Annotated in this window: 17 protein-coding genes; 13 read left to right on the forward strand and 4 right to left on the reverse strand. The window is 67.6% G+C overall.

Features of this window, described 5'->3' with window-relative positions; all coding sequences use genetic code 11:
- Positions 1-73 precede the first annotated feature (73 nt).
- The 12 genes from HWX14_RS23900 (at position 74) to HWX14_RS23955 (ending at position 12278) form a co-directional block, all read left to right on the forward strand.
- Positions 74-1174 carry a polysaccharide biosynthesis/export family protein gene (locus HWX14_RS23900; protein WP_244130366.1) on the forward strand — a complete coding sequence of 367 codons (1101 nt, stop codon included), beginning with the start codon at positions 74-76 and terminating at the stop codon, positions 1172-1174.
- Complete coding sequence (locus HWX14_RS23905; RefSeq protein ID WP_175884841.1) at positions 1171-1605, forward strand: low molecular weight protein-tyrosine-phosphatase; 435 nt, start codon at positions 1171-1173, stop codon at positions 1603-1605. The genes HWX14_RS23900 and HWX14_RS23905 overlap by 4 nt, the downstream gene beginning before the upstream one ends.
- 52 nt (positions 1606-1657) lie before the next feature.
- Positions 1658-3895: a polysaccharide biosynthesis tyrosine autokinase gene (locus HWX14_RS23910; protein WP_175884842.1), complete on the forward strand. Its 2238-nt coding sequence runs from the start codon at positions 1658-1660 to the stop codon at positions 3893-3895.
- 63 nt (positions 3896-3958) lie between these two features.
- Entirely contained in the window at positions 3959-5191 is a 1233-nt protein-coding gene (locus HWX14_RS23915; protein WP_175884843.1) for a translocase, read from the forward strand.
- A gap of 28 nt (positions 5192-5219) precedes the next feature.
- Positions 5220-6419, forward strand: a complete 1200-nt coding sequence (locus HWX14_RS23920; RefSeq protein WP_175884844.1) for a capsular biosynthesis protein — start codon at positions 5220-5222, stop codon at positions 6417-6419.
- A 1-nt stretch (position 6420) separates the two neighbouring features.
- Positions 6421-6951: a DapH/DapD/GlmU-related protein gene (locus HWX14_RS23925; RefSeq protein WP_175884845.1), complete on the forward strand. Its 531-nt coding sequence runs from the start codon at positions 6421-6423 to the stop codon at positions 6949-6951.
- A complete protein-coding gene (locus HWX14_RS23930; RefSeq protein WP_175884846.1) occupies positions 6948-7940 on the forward strand; it encodes a glycosyltransferase in 993 nt (330 codons plus the stop codon). The genes HWX14_RS23925 and HWX14_RS23930 overlap by 4 nt, the downstream gene beginning before the upstream one ends.
- A 64-nt stretch (positions 7941-8004) precedes the next feature.
- Positions 8005-9087 (forward strand): glycosyltransferase, encoded by a 1083-nt coding sequence (locus HWX14_RS23935; RefSeq protein ID WP_175884847.1) that lies wholly within the window; start codon positions 8005-8007, stop codon positions 9085-9087.
- Positions 9088-9181: 94 nt separating this feature from the next.
- Positions 9182-10027, forward strand: coding sequence for a 3-deoxy-8-phosphooctulonate synthase (gene kdsA / locus HWX14_RS23940; RefSeq protein WP_175884848.1), 846 nt, complete (start codon positions 9182-9184; stop codon positions 10025-10027).
- A gap of 8 nt (positions 10028-10035) precedes the next feature.
- Complete coding sequence (locus tag HWX14_RS23945) at positions 10036-10575, forward strand: HAD-IIIA family hydrolase (protein ID WP_175885553.1); 540 nt, start codon at positions 10036-10038, stop codon at positions 10573-10575.
- Complete coding sequence (gene kdsB / locus HWX14_RS23950) at positions 10559-11365, forward strand: 3-deoxy-manno-octulosonate cytidylyltransferase (RefSeq protein ID WP_175884849.1); 807 nt, start codon at positions 10559-10561, stop codon at positions 11363-11365. The genes HWX14_RS23945 and kdsB overlap by 17 nt, the downstream gene beginning before the upstream one ends.
- Positions 11343-12278 carry a KpsF/GutQ family sugar-phosphate isomerase gene (locus HWX14_RS23955; protein ID WP_175884850.1) on the forward strand — a complete coding sequence of 312 codons (936 nt, stop codon included), beginning with the start codon at positions 11343-11345 and terminating at the stop codon, positions 12276-12278. Before kdsB ends, HWX14_RS23955 begins: the two co-directional genes overlap by 23 nt.
- Before the next feature lie 22 nt (positions 12279-12300).
- Here the strand turns inward: HWX14_RS23955 and HWX14_RS23960 are convergent, their stop codons facing one another.
- The 4 genes from HWX14_RS23960 to galU all read right to left on the reverse strand — a co-directional run bounded on the left by HWX14_RS23960 (position 12301) and on the right by galU (position 16466).
- Entirely contained in the window at positions 12301-13437 is a 1137-nt protein-coding gene (locus tag HWX14_RS23960; protein WP_244130367.1) for a sialidase family protein, read from the reverse strand.
- Positions 13438-13499: 62 nt separating this feature from the next.
- A complete protein-coding gene (locus HWX14_RS23965) occupies positions 13500-14693 on the reverse strand; it encodes a hypothetical protein (protein WP_175884852.1) in 1194 nt (397 codons plus the stop codon).
- 277 nt (positions 14694-14970) lie between these two features.
- Positions 14971-15558 (reverse strand): phosphatase PAP2 family protein, encoded by a 588-nt coding sequence (locus tag HWX14_RS23970; RefSeq protein ID WP_175884853.1) that lies wholly within the window; start codon positions 15556-15558, stop codon positions 14971-14973.
- A 23-nt stretch (positions 15559-15581) separates the two neighbouring features.
- Positions 15582-16466: a UTP--glucose-1-phosphate uridylyltransferase GalU gene (galU, locus tag HWX14_RS23975; RefSeq protein ID WP_175884854.1), complete on the reverse strand. Its 885-nt coding sequence runs from the start codon at positions 16464-16466 to the stop codon at positions 15582-15584.
- Between the two features lie 363 nt (positions 16467-16829).
- Between galU and HWX14_RS23980 the strand changes: the two genes are divergently transcribed.
- Entirely contained in the window at positions 16830-17063 is a 234-nt protein-coding gene (locus HWX14_RS23980) for a flagellar transcriptional regulator FlhD (RefSeq protein WP_175884855.1), read from the forward strand.
- Positions 17064-17116: the final 53 nt, after the last annotated feature.

Genomic DNA, 17116 nt, shown 5'->3' on the forward strand with positions numbered 1-17116 from the left:
TGTAATGCAGAGGTTGCGTCAAATGGAGTCGGCGCGCGCGCCGCGCCGGCCATCGCGTGCCGGTCCACTCGTGATGATCGTGCCGCTGTGCGCGCTGCTGGGTGCGTGCGGCATCGCGCCAGGCATGCGCATGTATCAGCCGGCATCGATTCCACTGCAAAGCGGCGCGACGCCCGACGAGCGCGCCACGCTGCCGGTGCCGGTGACGAATATCGACCTGTCGCTGATTCGGCGCATGCGCGATACCGAACGCGGTACGCGCGGCGAGCTCCGCGATGTCGTCTCGTCGCCGGACGCATACACCGTCGGCCGCGGCGACGTGTTGCAGATCACCGTATGGGATCACCCCGAACTGGCGGCGGCTCTCGGCGCGCCGGCACAGTCCGCGCCGCGCGCCGCGGATGCGCCGCCGGGTTTCGTCGTCGATCAGGACGGCACGCTGCAGTTTCCTTATGCGGGCCGGCTGGCAGTCGCGGGGCTGACGGCCGAGCAGGTCCAGACGCAGCTTGCGCGCCGTCTCGACAGGACGTTCAGGAATCCGCAGGTCACGGTGCGGATCGCATCGTTCCGCGCGAAGCAGGTGTATATCGAGGGCGAGGTGCATACGCCGGGCTCGCAGCCGGTGAACGACATCCCGATGACGCTGTATGACGCGATAGGGCGGGCCGGCGGATTTTCGGCGGCGGCGGACCAGAGCCGGATCGTGCTGGTGCGCGACGGCGTCGAGCGCCGCATCGATCTGACCGAGATGGCCGAACAAGGCCGCAATCCGTCGAAGATCGTGCTGCGCGACGGCGACCTCGTGCGCGTGCTGGCGCGCGACGAGAGCGGCGTGTTCGTGATGGGCGAGGTCAACAAGCCCGTGACGGCATTGCCGATGCGTAATGGCCGGCTGACGTTGAGCGAGGCGATCGCGCAGGCCGGCAGCCTGAACGCGAACACGGCCGACGCCGCGCAGCTCTACGTGGTGCGCGGGATGCAGGACGAGCAGCCGCAGGTCTATCACCTCGATGCCCGCTCGCCGGTCGCGATGGTGCTGGCCAATCAATTCCAGTTGAAGCCGCAGGACGTCGTCTACGTCGACGGCAATGGGCTCGTCCGCTTCAGCCGCGTGCTCAGCCTGTTGCTGCCGGCCATCAACGCCGGCCTGACCGCGGCGATCGCGACCAAATGATGGAATCGATCCTGATCGTCTGCGAGGGCAACATCTGCCGCAGCCCGATGGCCGAAGCGATGCTGCGTCAGTCGATGCCGGGGCGCCGCGTCGCTTCCGCCGGCCTGAACGCGCTGGCCGGCATGCCGGCCGCGCCGTATGCGCAGGACGTCATGCGGCTGCGCGGGTTCGACGTGTCGACGCATCGCGCGCGGCAGGTCGACCGCGCGCTGTGTACCGACGCCGACCTGATCCTCGTGATGGACCGTCGGCAGCGCACGTCGCTCGAGAACCAGTTCCCGTTCGTGCGAGGGCGCGTGTTCCGTCTCGGCGAATACACGGATTTCGACGTGCACGACCCTTACCGCCAGCCCAGATTCGTATTCGAACGCTGCGCGCGACTGATCGAACTCGGCGTGTCCGAGTGGTCGAAGCGCCTTCGTATCGTCTGAAGCTGCCGTCGGTCGGCGCCCCACTGGAACCCATACGCCTCATATCGTTGCCATGACCCAACCCTCCGCCCCGCCGCAGCAAACCGCCGAAGACGGTAGCGAGACCGATTTCGTCGCGGTGCTCGACATCCTGCTGGAAAGCCGCTGGCTGATCGCGACCATCACGTGCGTGGTGCTGGCGGCCGGCCTCGCGTACGCGATTCTCGGCAAGCCCGTGTTCGAAGCCAACATCATGGTCCAGGTCGAGGACAGCCCCGACACGTCGGCGGCCAAGTCGTTGCTCGGCGACGTATCGGCACTGTTCGACGTCAAGTCGTCGGCCGCCGCCGAACAGCAGATCCTCGCGTCGCGCCTCGTCGTCGAACGCGCGGTCGACAAGCTCAACCTGTTCATCGACGCGGAGCCGAAGCGTTTTCCGCTGATCGGCGACTGGATCGGGCGCCACCGGGACGGCCTGTCCGAGCCCGGCCTGGCCGGCCTGGGCGGTTACGCGTGGGGCCGCGAACGCATCGACGTGTCGCGCTTCGACGTGCCGCGCAAGAACGAAGGCGACGCGTTCACGCTGACGAGCCTCGGCGGCAAGCGTTATCGGCTCGACGGCGGCGATCTCGATGCGCCGGTCGAGGGCACCGTCGGCACGCTCGAGCGCTTCGCCTCGCCGCGCGGCCCGATCGTGCTGCAGGTCGCGTCGATCGCCGCGAAGCCCGGCGCCGCGTTCGTGCTGGTTCGCCACTCGCGGCTGAAGACGATCGAGGACATTCGCGACCGCCTCAACGTGCAGGAGCGCGTGAAGCAGTCGGACGTCGTCGTCGCCAGTCTTCAGGATACCGATCCGAAATGGGTCAGCGACACGATGAACGAGATCGGCCGTCAGTACGTGCGGCAGAACATCGAGCGGAAATCGGCGGAGGCCGCGCAGTCGCTCGAATTCCTGACCGCGCAGTTGCCGCAGCTCAAGCAGCAACTGGCCGATTCCGAAGCGCGCCTGACCAGACTGCGCGACGCGCATGGCACGGTCGACCTCACCGAGGAGGCGAAGCTCGCGCTGGCCCAGACCGCGGACGCGAAGACGCGCCTGCTCGAACTGCAGCAGAAGCGGCAGGAGCTGATGTCTCGTTTCACCGAGCGGCACCCGAGCGTGACCGTGATCGACGAGCAGATCGCCGCGCTGAGCGGCTATCGGAACGCCGCCGAGCAGCAGATCAGGCGTCTGCCGGACCTGCAGCAGGAAGCGGTACGGCTGATGCTCGACGTGAAGGTCAACACCGACCTCTACACGGCGTTGCTGAACAACATGCAACAGCTGCAGCTCGTGCAGGCCGGCAAGGTCGGCAACGTGCGTCTCGTCGACACGGCCGCGGTGCCGGAAGTGGCGGTGCGGCCGAAGAAGGTGCTCGTCGCGCTGGCGTCGCTGCTGCTCGGGTTGCTCGCCGGCTGCGGCACCGCGATCGTCCGCTCGATGCTGTTCCACGGCATCTCGGACCACAACGAGATCGAGCGCCGTCTCGGCCTCGCGGTGTACGCGACGGTACCGATCAGCGACCATCAGCGCGACCTGGCCGAAGAGGCCGCGCGCAAGAGCGGCCACAAGTCGATCCTGTCGATCGACTTCCCGAACGAGCCGGCCGTCGAGTGCCTGCGGAGCCTGCGCACCGCCTTGCAGTTCGCGATGCTCGAGGCGAAGAACAACATCGTGCTGATCGCCGGGCCCGCGCCGGGCGTCGGCAAGACCTTCATCTCGTCGAACCTCGCGTTCGTGATGGCCAGCGCCGGCAAGCGCGTGCTGCTGATCGACGGCGACATTCGCAAGGGCCGCATGCACGACTATCTCGGCTTCCCGCGCGGCAGCGGCTTCACGGAGCTGATTGCCGGCAGCGCACGCGTGGAGGATGTGATTCATCGCGAGGTCGCCGAGGGTCTCGACTTCATCTCGACCGGCACGATGCCGAAAAATCCCGCGGAACTGCTGCTGAACCGCAATCTCGCCGCGCTGATCGACGGTCTGTCGGCGTGTTACGACATCGTCGTGATCGACTCGGCGCCGGTGCTCGCCGTGCCCGATACCGGGATTCTCGGCGCGGTCGCCGGCACCGCGCTGCTCGTCACGATGGCGGGCAAGACGAAGCTCGGCGAGATCGACGAATCCGCGAAGCGCTTCGCGCAAAACGGTGTGCGCCTGAACGGCGTCATCTTCAACGGCGTCAATCCGCGCCTCGGACAGTACGGATACGGTTCGAAGTACGGCGGCTATCGCTACGTCGCCTACGAGTATGGAGCGCAGGATGCGTGATACGTATCGCGCGGCCCGCGGCCCGGCATGCGAATCCGCTCGCGCGCGGCGTACGGAGGCACGATGATCAATCCGCGGGATTCGATCGTTTCGCTGGCCGGCGTCGTGGTCGGACAGGTCGCGCTGTTCGTCTGCATCTTCGTGATCGGGCGCCGGTTCGGGCCGGAGTCGCTCGGCCATTTCAACTATCTGCTCGCGCTGGCGTCGTTCGCCGGCACGCTGCTCGCGTTCCGCTACGAACTCGCGTGCGTCGACGATGCGCCGGGCGAATCGTTCAACGCGCTGGTCAACGTGACGGCGTTGAGCGTGCTCGTCGCCGCCGCGGGCGGGATGCTGATCGCGATCGCCGGCCGCACGGACTTCTATCCGGTCGCCGTCTATGCGCTGGCATCGTTCGTCCAGCTGGCCGCCGGCGCCTACCTGAACAGCCTCAGACGCTACGGATGGATGGCGCTGTCGCGCATCGTCGTCAACGGTGCGTTCCTGATCGGCCTCGTGCTGTCGCTCGCGTGCTCCGCATGCGGCAAGGTCGACGTATTCGCGCTGTACGCGTGGGTGACCGCGGCCGTTTCGGCCGTGATGGCCGGCGCGATCGTGCTGAACGGCTATCGCGCCGGGTATTCGTTCAGGTTGTCGCCGGGTTTCTTTGTCAGGAATCGCCGCTTCGCGCTGTACATCCTGCCGTCGACGCTGTGCGCGTCGGTGCTGACCTATGCGCTGGCGATCGCCATTCCGCACTGGTTCGATGCGCAGAGCGCCGGCTACTTCGCCGCGGCTTACCGGCTCGGGTTCTTTCCGGTTTCGCTGATCGCGCAGAGCGTCGGCGGCGTGTTTCGGCGCGACGCGATCGGCGCGATGGCGCGGCCGGATGCGGGCTCGGCGGTGCATCTGGTGTACCGCACCTACGCACGCGCGCTCGCGGGCCTCGCGGTCGTATACCTGGCCGGCGGGCTGCTGCTGTTCGCGCCGCTCGTCGACCTGTTCTTCGGCGCAAGCTGGCGCGGCTCGGTCGGGTTCTATCACAGCCTGATGCCGCTGTTCGCGCTGCAGCTGATCTACGTGCCGCTGTCGCAGATCTTTCTGGCCACGCGCGCGCAGCGCGTCGATTTCCTGTTTCAGCTGACCTGCGGGACGTGTCTCGTCGGCGCGCTGGGCATCGCGCGGCTGACGAACCTGTCGGCCCCCACGAGCGTGATGATCTTTTCACTGACCGGCGCGGCGCTGATGGCGGCAGGCATCGCGCTGACGTACCGGGTCCTCGACGCGAACCTGTCCCGATCCGCGGAGCTGGCGTGAGAGCGCCGATACGACGAACGAGCACACCATGATCCTGATAGTCATCGATTCCCTCGAGCGCTACTACTTCGCCACCCGTCTGGTGAGCGCGGTCCGGCATGAGTATGAATTCGCGTTCCTGACGAGCGAGCCGGTCGCGCATCTCGGCCTGCTGCTGGGCGGCTTCCGGTCGGTGTACCTGAACCGGCTGATGCCGATCGACGTGCCCGATGGCGGGCCGGCCGACCGCACGCCGTACCAACTGTCGATCGAAGTGATGAACGGGCAGATGACCGAGGCCCGTGCGAAGCGCGAGTCGGCGGCGATCTTCCATATCGCGTCGGAAGTCCTGCGCGGCCTGCGGGTCGAGCAGTGCGTGATGTGGAACGGGCAGCAGCTCGTGTGCCGCGCGGTGCGGCAGGCGTGCACGGTGCAGGGCGTGGCGACCCGCTTCATCGAGATCTCGAATCTGCCGGGCAAGCTGTTCGTCGATTCGCTGGGCGTCAATGCGTTGTCGACGATCAGCCGCAACCCCGAGGTCATCGATCGCCTGCCGCTGCCCGACGAGGACACACATGCGCGCTGGCTGTCGACCTATGAACGCGACAAGCGCAAGCCGTTGCCGCAGGCGCGGACGTCGTTCGGACGCAAGGCGACGTCCGCGACGAACTACGTGCTGAAGGTGATCAGCCGCGGTGTCGGCCGGCGGCGTCTGGCGAGCGTGCGCGCGCGCAACGGGATGCCGGCGCCGCGCCAGGCCATCTGGATGTCGGCCGACACGCTGTCGACCTGCCGCTATGTATTCCTGCCGCTTCAGGTGGCCGGGGATACGCAGATCAAGCTGCACTCGGACGTCGGCAATCTCGACGCGATTCGCCATGCGTTCGAGTTCGCGGCGAACGAGAGCGCCGATCTGTTCGTGAAACTCCATCCGGCGGAAACCGACGCGGCCGAGATCGACGCGATCGTGCGCCTGCAGCAGACGTATCACTTCGAGATCGTCACGTCGCCGACCACGGAGCTGCTGCGGCATGCGTATGCGGTCGTCACGATCAATTCGACGGTCGGGCTGGAGGCGATGCTGTACGGCAAGCGCGTGGTGTCGCTCGGGCGGTGTTTCTACAAGGAATTCGACCGCGAGCGGCTGCTGAAGTACATCCATTCGTTCCTGGTCGACGGCATCGACTATTTCGGCACCGCGCGTATCCCGGCCGATGCGGCCCGGCGCGTGTTTGGGGGGGCGCGCTGACATGGCCGTCACGTTGCGACAGACCGCCGACGCGATCGCCGAAGACTGCCGCCGCAATGCGTTCGTGAAGACGCGCAGCGTGGTGATCTTCTACCGCGTCGTGCACTACCTCGCGTGCCGGAGCCGGTTCACGCTGCTGGCCGGCGCGCCGCTGATCCTGCTGTACATCGTGCTGTGCGACTGGCTGATGGGCATCGAGATTCCGGCGAGGACGAAGATCGGCAAGGGGCTCGCGATCTATCACGGCACCGGTCTCGTGATCAACGGATACGCGGTGATCGGCGCCTACTGCACGCTGCGGCACGGCGTGACCGTCGGCAACACGATCCGGAAGGACGGCACGCTCGGCGGCGTGCCGACGATCGGCGATCACGTCGAGTTCGGCGCGCACAGCGTCGTGCTCGGCGAGGTTCGCATCGGCGACCGCGCGCGGATCGGCGCCGGCGCGGTGGTGCTGACCGACGTGCCCGACGGCGGCGTCGCGGTCGGCGTGCCGGCGCGCATTCTCGACAACGGACAGGAATCGAAATGAACGTGTTCATTCTGCATCCCGGCAAGGCGAACTATCCCGAGATCGCCGCCTACGGCCGTCGGCTGAGAACGCACGGGTTCGCGGTGTTCGACGGCGATCTCGATGCGTATGCGCGCTTTCCGGACCGGGAGCGCTGCATCCTGTGGTGCATCATGGGTTTCTACCGGGCGTTGCCGCCCGCGCGGTTCGTGATTCACGATTATCGATCGCTGTCGGTGGGCCGGCTCGCGGCCGTCAAGGATCGCGTGAAGCGCGTGCTGAACGTGCGGCCCGATCTGCGCATCTTCCAGAACGAGCGGATGCGCGACGCGATGGCGTTTCGCGACGGCGTACGCGCGTTGCTGCTGCCGATGGGCGTGCCGGACTGGATCTTCGAGCCGGCCGATGGCGGAGCCGATCCCGGAGCCCGCGCCGATGTCGCGGCCGGCGACGACGCCGGCGCCGCGCCGACGCCGTCCGGGCGGTTCTGCTATATCGGCGAAATGAGCCGCGAACGCGGCTTTCACAAGGTGCTCGCCGCCTACCGGGACGCGCGGCGCGACGAAGCGGACACGCTCGTGCTGGTCGGCCAGCCGGAGCCTGAAATCCGCGCGGCCTTCGCCGACACGCCCGGCATCCGCTTCGTCGGCCGCGTGCCGCAGCCCGACGCGCTGCGGATCGTCCGCGACAGCGACTACGCGGTGTGCTTCTTTCCGTATCACCGGCCGCATTGCTTCCAGACGCCGACGAAGCTGCTCGAATACGCGTCGCTCGGGAAAAGGATCGTCTGCAACGACGCGCCGTCGAACGTACGCACCGCGAGAGAACTCGGCATCCCGTGCCACGTCACCGGCGCGGCGATCTTCGACGAACTGTTTCCGCTGTCGCGGATCCGTGCGCGTCGCCCCGATCCGGCTGCGATGAAGTCGCTCGAATGGGGGCGCGTGATCGAACGGTCCGGCGTGCTCGCGTATATCGATGCGGTCGCGGGGCGCGGGCCGCGGGTTTGACGACGTCGTTCAGCGTCGTTCGGCGTCGGTGCGCGACGGCTCATTTTTTGATGGAACGGATCCGATGAAAATCGTCCACGTAGTCGAATCCAGCGCGACGGGCACGTTGTCGATGGTGTGCCTGATCGCAAATCGCTTCGCTCGCGAAGGGCACGACGTGCACGTCGTCTATTCGGTGCGGCCGGATACGCCGCCCGGCCTGGCCGCGATGTTCGACGCGCGGGTGTCGTTGCGCCACGTCCAGATGAAAGGCGCGGGCCCGTTGCGGACCGCGATGCGCCTGCGCGCGACGCTCAACGGGATCGGCCCGGACGTCGTGCACATGCATTCGTCGTTTGCCGGCTTTTTCGGGCGGCTGTCGACGCTGTTTGCGTTGCGGAAGGCGGCGTTCTTCTACAGCCCGCACTGCATTTCGTTCATGCGTCGCGACATCTCGCGCGTGAAGCGCCTGGCGTTCGTCGCTCTGGAGAGAATCGCATGCGTGCGGAAGTGCCTTTACGTCGCGTGCTCGGAAAGCGAAGGTCGTGCGATTCGCACGTGGCTTCGTCAGCCGGTGGTGGTGGTCGAGAATGCGGTGGTCGAGGCCGCGTCGGCCGCGCATTCGGGCGACGCCGCGCGGCCGGCGAACGGTCCCGCGTATGTGGTGACGGTCGGCGGCATCCGCGCGCAAAAGAATCCCGGCCTGTTCGCGCAGATCGCGTACGGCATGCGCGCGCGCGGCACGCGCTTCGTGTGGATCGGTGACGGCGACGACGGATCGAAGGCCGAACTGGCGAAGGCCGGCGTCGAAGTGACCGGATGGCTGTCGCGCGACGAAGTCGAGCGCCGGCTCGGCGGCGCGGACGTGTACCTGTCGACCTCGTCGTGGGAAGGCATGCCGGTGTCGGTGATCGAGGCGATGCTGGCCGGCCGGCCCGTCGTCGTGTCCGACTGCGCGGGCAACGTCGATGTCGTCCGTCATTTGCAGACCGGCGTGATCTATGCGACGGCGGCCGACGCGGCCGCGTGGCTGCAGCGCCTCGCCGGCGACGCCGCACTGCGCTCGGAACTGGGCCGCCGGGCGAACCGCGAGGCGCGGCAGCGTTTCGGCGAGGAGCGCCTGTTCGGCGAGCTTGCGCCGCTCTATGCGGCAAGCGGGGAGCGCTGACGTCGGCAGGCAGCGGCGCGCGAGCGCCGCGTTTCGCGCGGCGGCGGGCGCGGCACGACGCGAACACCATCGTCCTCATTTCGTGGAGAACCCTATGAATGTAACCATCACGCCGGACGTCACGGTCGGCAACGACCTGCCGTTCGTCCTCTTCGGCGGCCTCAACGTGCTCGAAAGCCTCGAGCTCACGCTCGACGTTTGCGGCACGTTCGTCGAGGTCACGCGCCGCCTCGGCATTCCGCTGGTGTTCAAGGCGTCCTTCGACAAGGCCAATCGTTCGTCGATCCACTCGTATCGCGGCGTGGGCTTCGACGCGGGGCTCCGGATCCTCGACGAAGTCAGGTACCGGTTCGGCGTGCCCGTGATCACGGACGTGCATGAGGTGTGGCAGGCCGGGCCGGTCTCGCAGGTCGTCGACGTGCTGCAGATACCGGCGTTCCTCGCGCGCCAGACCGATCTCGTGGTCGCGATCGCCCAGACCGGCAACGTGGTCAATATCAAGAAGCCGCAGTTCATGAGCCCGACGCAGATCGAGCACGTCGTATCGAAGTGCCGCGAGGCCGGCAACGACCGCGTGATCCTGTGCGAGCGCGGTGCGTCGTTCGGCTACGACAATCTCGTCGTCGACATGCTCGGTTTTCGCCAGATGCGCGATGCGGCGGGCGACTGCCCGGTGATCTTCGACGTCACGCACAGCCTGCAGATGCGCGATCCGCACGGCGCCGCGTCGGGCGGCCGGCGGCGGCAGGTGCTCGATCTCGCGCGCGCCGGGATGGCGGTCGGGCTGGCCGGGCTGTTCCTCGAAGCGCATCCGGATCCCGACCACGCGCGCTGCGACGGCCCGAGTGCGCTGCCGCTCGCGTTGCTCGATCCATTCCTGCAGCAGACGAAGGCGGTGGACGATCTGGTCAAGCGGCTCGCGCCGCTCGATATCCGGTGAGCGGCGCGATGTATCGCGGGGCCGTGCGGCTGGTGGTGTTCGACGTCGACGGCGTGCTGACGGACGGGCTGCTGCACGTGACGGCCGACGGCGAGTTCATGAAGAGCTTTCATGCGCACGACGGCGTCGCGGTCGCACTGCTGCGCGCGCACGGGATCCGCATCGGCATCCTGTCGGGCAAGCATAGCGGCGCGCTGGCCTGGCGGGCCGCACAGCTCGGCGTCGACGAGCTGGTGACCGGCTGCGACGACAAGGCCGCCGGCTACGCGGACATCAAGGCGCGGCAACGGCTGGGCGACCCAGAAATCGCGTACGTCGGCGACGACGTGAACGATCTCGCGGTCATCGAACGCGTCGGCGTGTCGTATGCGCCGGCCGATGCGCATCCGCTCGTCCGCGCCCGCGTCGATCATGTCGTACGCACGGCCGGCGGCCGCGGCGTGGCGCGCGAGGTGGCCGAGCATCTGCTGACCGGTGCCGGGTTGTCGCTCGACGACGCGTACCGGCCGTTGCTCGAAGCATGGAGCAGCCATGACGTCGTTCAATAACGCGCGGCCGCTGCACGTCGTGATTCCGGCCCGATACGGCTCGACGCGACTGCCGGGAAAACCGCTCGTCGATCTGGACGGCGAACCGATGATCGTGCGCGTGCATGCGCGCGTGAGCCGTGCGCTGCCCGATACCGACATCGTCGTGGCGATCGACGATCCGCGTATTGCCCAGGTGCTCGCCGCGCGCGGCATCCGTTTCGCGATGACCGATGCCGGCCATGCGTCCGGCACCGATCGCGCGGCGGAAGTCGCGCGGGCGTTCGGCTGGCGCGACACCGATGCCGTGCTCAACGTGCAGGGCGACGAACCGCTCGTGCCCACGGCGCTGCTGACGGCATTCGCCGGTTTCTGCGGCGCGGCGCCGGACCTCGGTGTCGCGACGGTGGCCTGCCCGGTCGGCGAGGTCGCGCTGCTCGACGAGCCGGGCATCGTCAAGCTCGTCGTCGACGGCCGGGGCCGCGCGCTGTATTTCTCGCGCGCGGCGATTCCATTCTGCCGCGACGGCCGGCCCGCGCAAACGAGCGGCTCGAACGGCGGTGGCTTTCTGCGACACATCGGCCTCTACGGCTACGCGAATGCAGCGTTGCAGTCGCTGGCGGCCGCCGCGCCGTGCGAACTCGAGCAATGGGAGAAGCTCGAGCAGTTGCGCGCGCTGTGGCTCGGCATGCCGATCGACGTGATGCGATGGCCCGATGCGCCGCCACCCGGCGTCGATACGCCCGACGACGTCGCGCGCGTCGTCTCCCTTCTCAAACGGCAAACCCATGATGCGACAGAACCATATTGAATCCGCCCGGCAGGTCTTCGAGATCGAATCGCGGGCACTGGCCGACGTGGCCGCGCGGCTCGACGCGAATTTCGACGGCGCGGTCGAGATCATGCTCGGCTCGCGCGGGCGCGTCGTCGTGTGCGGGATGGGCAAGTCCGGCATCGTCGGCAGGAAGATCGCCGCGACGCTGTCGAGCACCGGCACGCCCGGCTTCTTCATGCATCCGGGCGAGGCCTATCACGGCGATCTGGGGATGGTGACGCCGGACGACACGTTTCTCGCGATTTCGAATTCCGGGGAAACGGACGAGGTGATCAAGCTGATCCCGTTCCTGCGCAGCAACGGCAACGACCTGATCGCGCTGACCGGCAATCCTGCGTCGACCCTCGCGCGCGCCGCGCGGGTCCACCTCGACATCGGCGTCGAACGCGAGGCGTGCCCGCTGCAACTCGCGCCGACCGCGTCGACGACGGCCACGCTCGCGATGGGCGATGCGCTGGCGGTCACGCTGATGCGGGCGCGCGGCTTCCAGCCGGAGCACTTCGCGCGCTTCCACCCGGGCGGCTCGCTCGGCCGCCGGTTACTGTCCACGGTCGACGACGAAATGGCATGCCGCGACCTGCCGCTCGTGACGGAAGACACGTCGACGCTCGACGTGCTGGACGCGATGACGCGCGGGCGCCTCGGGCTCGCGATCGTGAAGCGGAACGTGGGATGGGGCATCGTGACCGACGGCGACATCCGCCGCGCGATCGAGCGGTACGGCGACGGCGTGTTGCGGCGCACGGCGGCCGACATGATGTCGATCGAGCCCTGCACGGTGCGGCCCGGTACGCGGGTCGAGGATGCGCTGCTGCTGATGCAGGAGCAGCGCATCGGCGCGTTGCTGGTGGTCGACGGCAGCGACGTCGTCGGCGTGTTCAAGAAATAGACGGGCGGCGGCATCCGCCGCGCTACTGCAGCTCTTGCGTCAGCGCATCGGATGCGGCGTTCTCGCGGAACCCGCGTACGCGCAGGAACGTGATGAAATTCGAATCGTGCTGGCTCGCTGCGCCGCCTTCCGCGTCGTCGAACGCGACGCGCAGCACGGCAACGAGATCGCTGCCGTCGAATTGCCAGTCGACGTACTGGAAGCCGTGCCGCTTCGGGTCCGCGTGTTGCAGCAGGATACGCCGCGCGGTCCACCGCCGAAGATCGGGCGACGACAACAGCACCAGCGTGTTGCGCACGCGCTCGAGGTTCACCGGCCCGACGCGCTTCGGCACCGCGTTCGCGATCGTCCAGTATTGCTTCGACTGCGGATCGAAGCGGATCGTGAATTTCTTTCCCGCGCCGGGCAGGCCGACGAAATCGCGCGTCGGGTCGAACGACAGCGTGCGGCCGTCGTCGCTCGTCGTCACCAGCGCGGCTTTCTCCGGGCCGTTCGCCGTATTCACGCGCAGCATGACGACGGGCGCGGCGCGTGGCCTGCCGACGACGTTGCCTTCTTCCCACGACTGGAATCTGCCGTCGAGCCAGCGTTTGTCCGACGGCAGATGCGCGGACATGCGCCAGTTGCGTGCGTCGAGCAGATCGCGATCGACGGGGGCGGACAGCACCGTCGCGCGCAGGTCGCCGCCGTCGACGCTTTCATACGCGCGCCAGACGCGGCCGCGATCGACGAGCACCGGAACCGGCCCGGTGATGAAGCGCCCGGGATACGGCAGCAAGCCGGTGGACGCATCGACCGGCGTGGTCCACGACGCGCCGCCGTCGTCGGAGCGGCGAATCGACGGCGTGCCCATCGAGCGGTTGGTGCCCATCAGATACAGCGCGCCGTTCAGCACGAACAGCGACGACCAGTACTGGTCCGGCACGTCGGCGAGCCTGGACCAGGTCGCGCCCTTGTCGTGCGACGCGAAGACGGACACGCGGTTCTGTGCCGCCGCGGCGCCGAACGTGTCGAAGCTCGCGACGTAGTCGCCGTTCGGCAGCAGGGCCAGCGACGGGGAGCCCAGATACACGCGCGTGGCGGCCGGACTGTGCGCAATGACCTCGCCGGGCGGCGCGGGTACGGCGCCGGCGTGCGCGGCCGTCGTCGCGCAGGTCATCCACAGCGCCGCGATGAGCGATCGTTTCAGCGCGCGAAACGTCGACGCATGTCGGAGTGATGTCATGTCGGATGCGCGACGGGTTCGTCGCCGGACAGGTTGGGGATCGCGCGGACGGCCGCGCGCCGATGCGGTGCATCCTGGTCGGCCAGCACGACGAACAGCAGAATGGTGAGCCAGAGCATGCCATAGAGCACGTGATACTTGAACAGCAGGATCGGCAGCAGATAGAGCAGATACTTGCGTCGGCCCTTGCGGCGAAACAGCATGGCCAGCGTACCGAAGAACACGACGAAGCCGGCGACGCCCGCGGCGAATACGAGGTAGATGTAGAACGAGCTGTCGCGCACCTGATAGCCGCGCAGGTGCGTTTTGCCGACGTTGTTGCGCTCGTCCCAGAAGAGGCCGCCGCCGAACACGCCCGCGACGACGTCGCGCTCGGTCAGCTCGGTCAGCACGAGCGTACGGCTGCCGACCGCGTCGTAGTCGACGGACTGGTTCACCCGCTGGTCGTACACGCTGTAAAGCCAGGGCACGCACGCGATCGCGACGACGACGACGGCGATCCGGGTCCGCAGCCGGCCGCGCCCGACGAGCACGTGCAGCCCGCACAACGCGGCGCACACGGCCATCGACGCGACCGAGAAGCTGAGCAGCGCCGTCGCGAACCCGACCGCGGGCGCCAGCGTCATGCGCCGCCGCGACAGCAGCAGGACCACCGCGCTCGGCACGACCGTCATCGCATAGAACGACGGCTCGGAATACAGGCCGAGCGCACGGATCGAAATCAGGCTGTCGGTCAGCGCCTTGGTCGCGTAGAGCGCTTCGGAGTCGGCTTCGCGGACGTAGCTGTCGAAGTCGATGAAGGTGCCGGTGCCGAGGTAATAGACGAGCTGGAACGTGAAGAACGCGGCGTGGACGTAGATGAGCGTCCGGCATGCGGTGTCGAGCGCATCCCGCGTGAGTACGCCGCCGGCGAACATCCAGTAGCTCAGCGCGATGTACGTCTGGATCAGCACGAACTTGACGTAGAAGTTCACGTAGAAATCGCCGAACGCGGACAGCACGAACGCGAGGCAGATGCTGATCAGCCAGTACGCGCAGACCGGAAACAGGTGCCGCTGCCGGTTCATCAGCGTCGGCGCGCGAAGAAAGGCGAGCGCGCAGAGCAGGAAATAGGCGGCGAAGGTCGCCCGTACGCTGAATGCGTTGAGGGAGAAGAACAGTACGCTGGCTGAAAAGAGCAAGGTCGACATGCGTGCGCCCGATCGGAGACTCCGGATTCGCCGCGTGCCGGCCGTTCCGGCGCCGTACGGCGAGATGCGTCGCGACGCGGGGCAGGCTGCCTGTCGGGCAGGGCTGGCTTGCTCGCCGGTTCGCACGCGGAATACGGGGCCGTCGTTCGGGACGACTCGATTCCGGCGATCAAGCATAGACGGTTGGCCTGCCGGGCGAGCCGCGTTGTCCGATCCGGGCGGCATTCTGTCTCTTTCCGGCGGGGCGACGAAGCGGGCGTGCGCGCGCTCGCGGCCATCAGGGCTGTCGCGCGAACCGCCCGCACAGAAACGGCGAATAGTCGTCGATCGCCGCCTGGATCGGAGCGTGCCGGCCATAGGCGACGGCCGACACGGCCAGCAGCGAGCCGGCGGCGAGCGCGCGATACCGGGCGTCGACGCGCGTCACGCCATGCCGCCGCACGAACGCCAGCGCGACCGCCGAGCCGACGAGCCAGCCGGCGACGACTTCCGCCGGCGTGTGCGCGTCGTCGAACACGCGCGCCACGCCGATCAGCGCGCCGAGCGCGAGCCCGAGCGCCAGCGACGTGTTCGCCCGCAACGGTGTCGCGCCGCTCAGCGCCAGCCCGCATGTCATCGGCCAGACCGCCGAGGCGAGCATCGTATGTCCGCTGATCACGCGGAAATCGATCGCGCGGATCTCGATTCCGCAGCCGGCGTACAGCATCTTCGTGGCGCCGACCAGCGCCATGCCGGCCGCGAGCATCAGCGCCCATGACGCCGCGTGACGCCGCCCGGCCGCCGAGCACGCCAGCCAGCCGACGCACACGAGCGCAAGCGGCAACGTCATCGCCGCGTCGCCGAGATCGCTGACGGCCGTCCACATGACCGGGTTCGTCACGCAGCCGGTCAGGCGGCCAGCAGCGTCGACATGCGCGCGGCCAGATAGCTTTCGAAGTCCGCGGCCACTTCCGGGTGCCGCAGCGCGAACTCGACCGTCGCCTTCAGATACCCGAGCTTGCTGCCGCAATCGAAACGCGTGCCGTCGTAGCGATGGGCGAGCACCTGTTCGTCCGTCAGCAGCGACTGGATCGCGTCCGTCAGTTGCAGTTCGCCGCCGGCGCCCGGCCGTAGCGCGCGCAGATGCTCGAACACCTTCGGCTTCAGCACGTAACGGCCCACCACGCCGAAATTCGACGGCGCCTTCGCCGGTTCCGGCTTCTCGACGATTCCGGACACCTTGAACAGGTTGTCCTCCCAGCGCTTGCCGTCGATCACGCCGTACGACGTCGATGCCGCGGGCGCGATTTCCTCCACGCCGATCACCGACGCGTGATAGTGATCGAACACGTCGATCATCTGGCGCAACACGGGCGTCGGACCGTCGAGCAGATCGTCCGCGAGGATCACGGCGAACGGCTGGCCGCCGACCAGCTTCTCCGCGCACAGCACGGCGTGGCCGAGCCCCAGGGCCTCGGCCTGGCGGACGTAGAAGCAGTCCACGTGGTTCGGCTTGATGCCGCGAACCAGCGACAGCAGCTTTTCCTTGCCGCGCGCTTCGAGCTCGGCTTCGATCTCGTAGGATTTGTCGAAGTGGTCTTCGATCGCGCGCTTGCTGCGGCCGGTCACGAAAATCATTTCGGTGATGCCGGCGTCGATCGCTTCCTCGACCGCATATTGAATCAGCGGCTTGTCCACGACCGGCAGCATTTCCTTCGGGCTGGCCTTGGTCGCGGGCAGAAATCGTGTGCCGAGACCGGCGACCGGAAAGACGGCTTTCGTCACTTTCAACATGGTTTTCGGATTCCACTCGTTCGGGTTCAGGCATCGACGATGCCGACAGAGGGCGACGATGCGCGAATGCCATCGTCGTTTGCACGGGACCGTGCCGCTCGCGCGACCGGGCCCGCGCGCCGTCCGAAAATCGTACGGGTGTTCCGCTTTCGAGGGGTGACCGAATCTAGGCCGAATCCGACAGCGACGAGTGGCGAATCGCGAATCGCGAATGCCAAGCGGCGAATTCGCGTCTGTCGGATGCGATCTAGGAATTGTCCGCATGACGCGGATCGCATGACATAGAGTCAGGCATTCGATACTGAACGGCCGGTCACGGCGCCGCGCGCGGCCCGCCAGGCCGCCGTCGGCTCAGGAGCGGTCATGACCGAACAGGGCGATATCTTCGACGCCATCGCGGAATTCAATCGCGCGTATCTCGTGCTCGCGCAGCGCATGCTGCGTGCCGACTACGAGGCGGGCAAGCGGCAATTGGGTATCTCGAATGAAAGCGCCGCGTCGATCGTCGCGCTGACGGCCGATCAGATCGACGAACTCGCGGCCGGCGGCGAACTGGTCTGCGAATTGCGTGCCGAAAACGCGCCCGGTCGCGCGTGATCCGTGGTTCGGTTTTCGCGAATGGACGTTCGCGCCGCGTTCTGCAAGCGGAT

It is taken from the genome of Burkholderia sp. BCC0044, from assembly GCF_902832955.1.
Classification (GTDB): domain Bacteria; phylum Pseudomonadota; class Gammaproteobacteria; order Burkholderiales; family Burkholderiaceae; genus Burkholderia.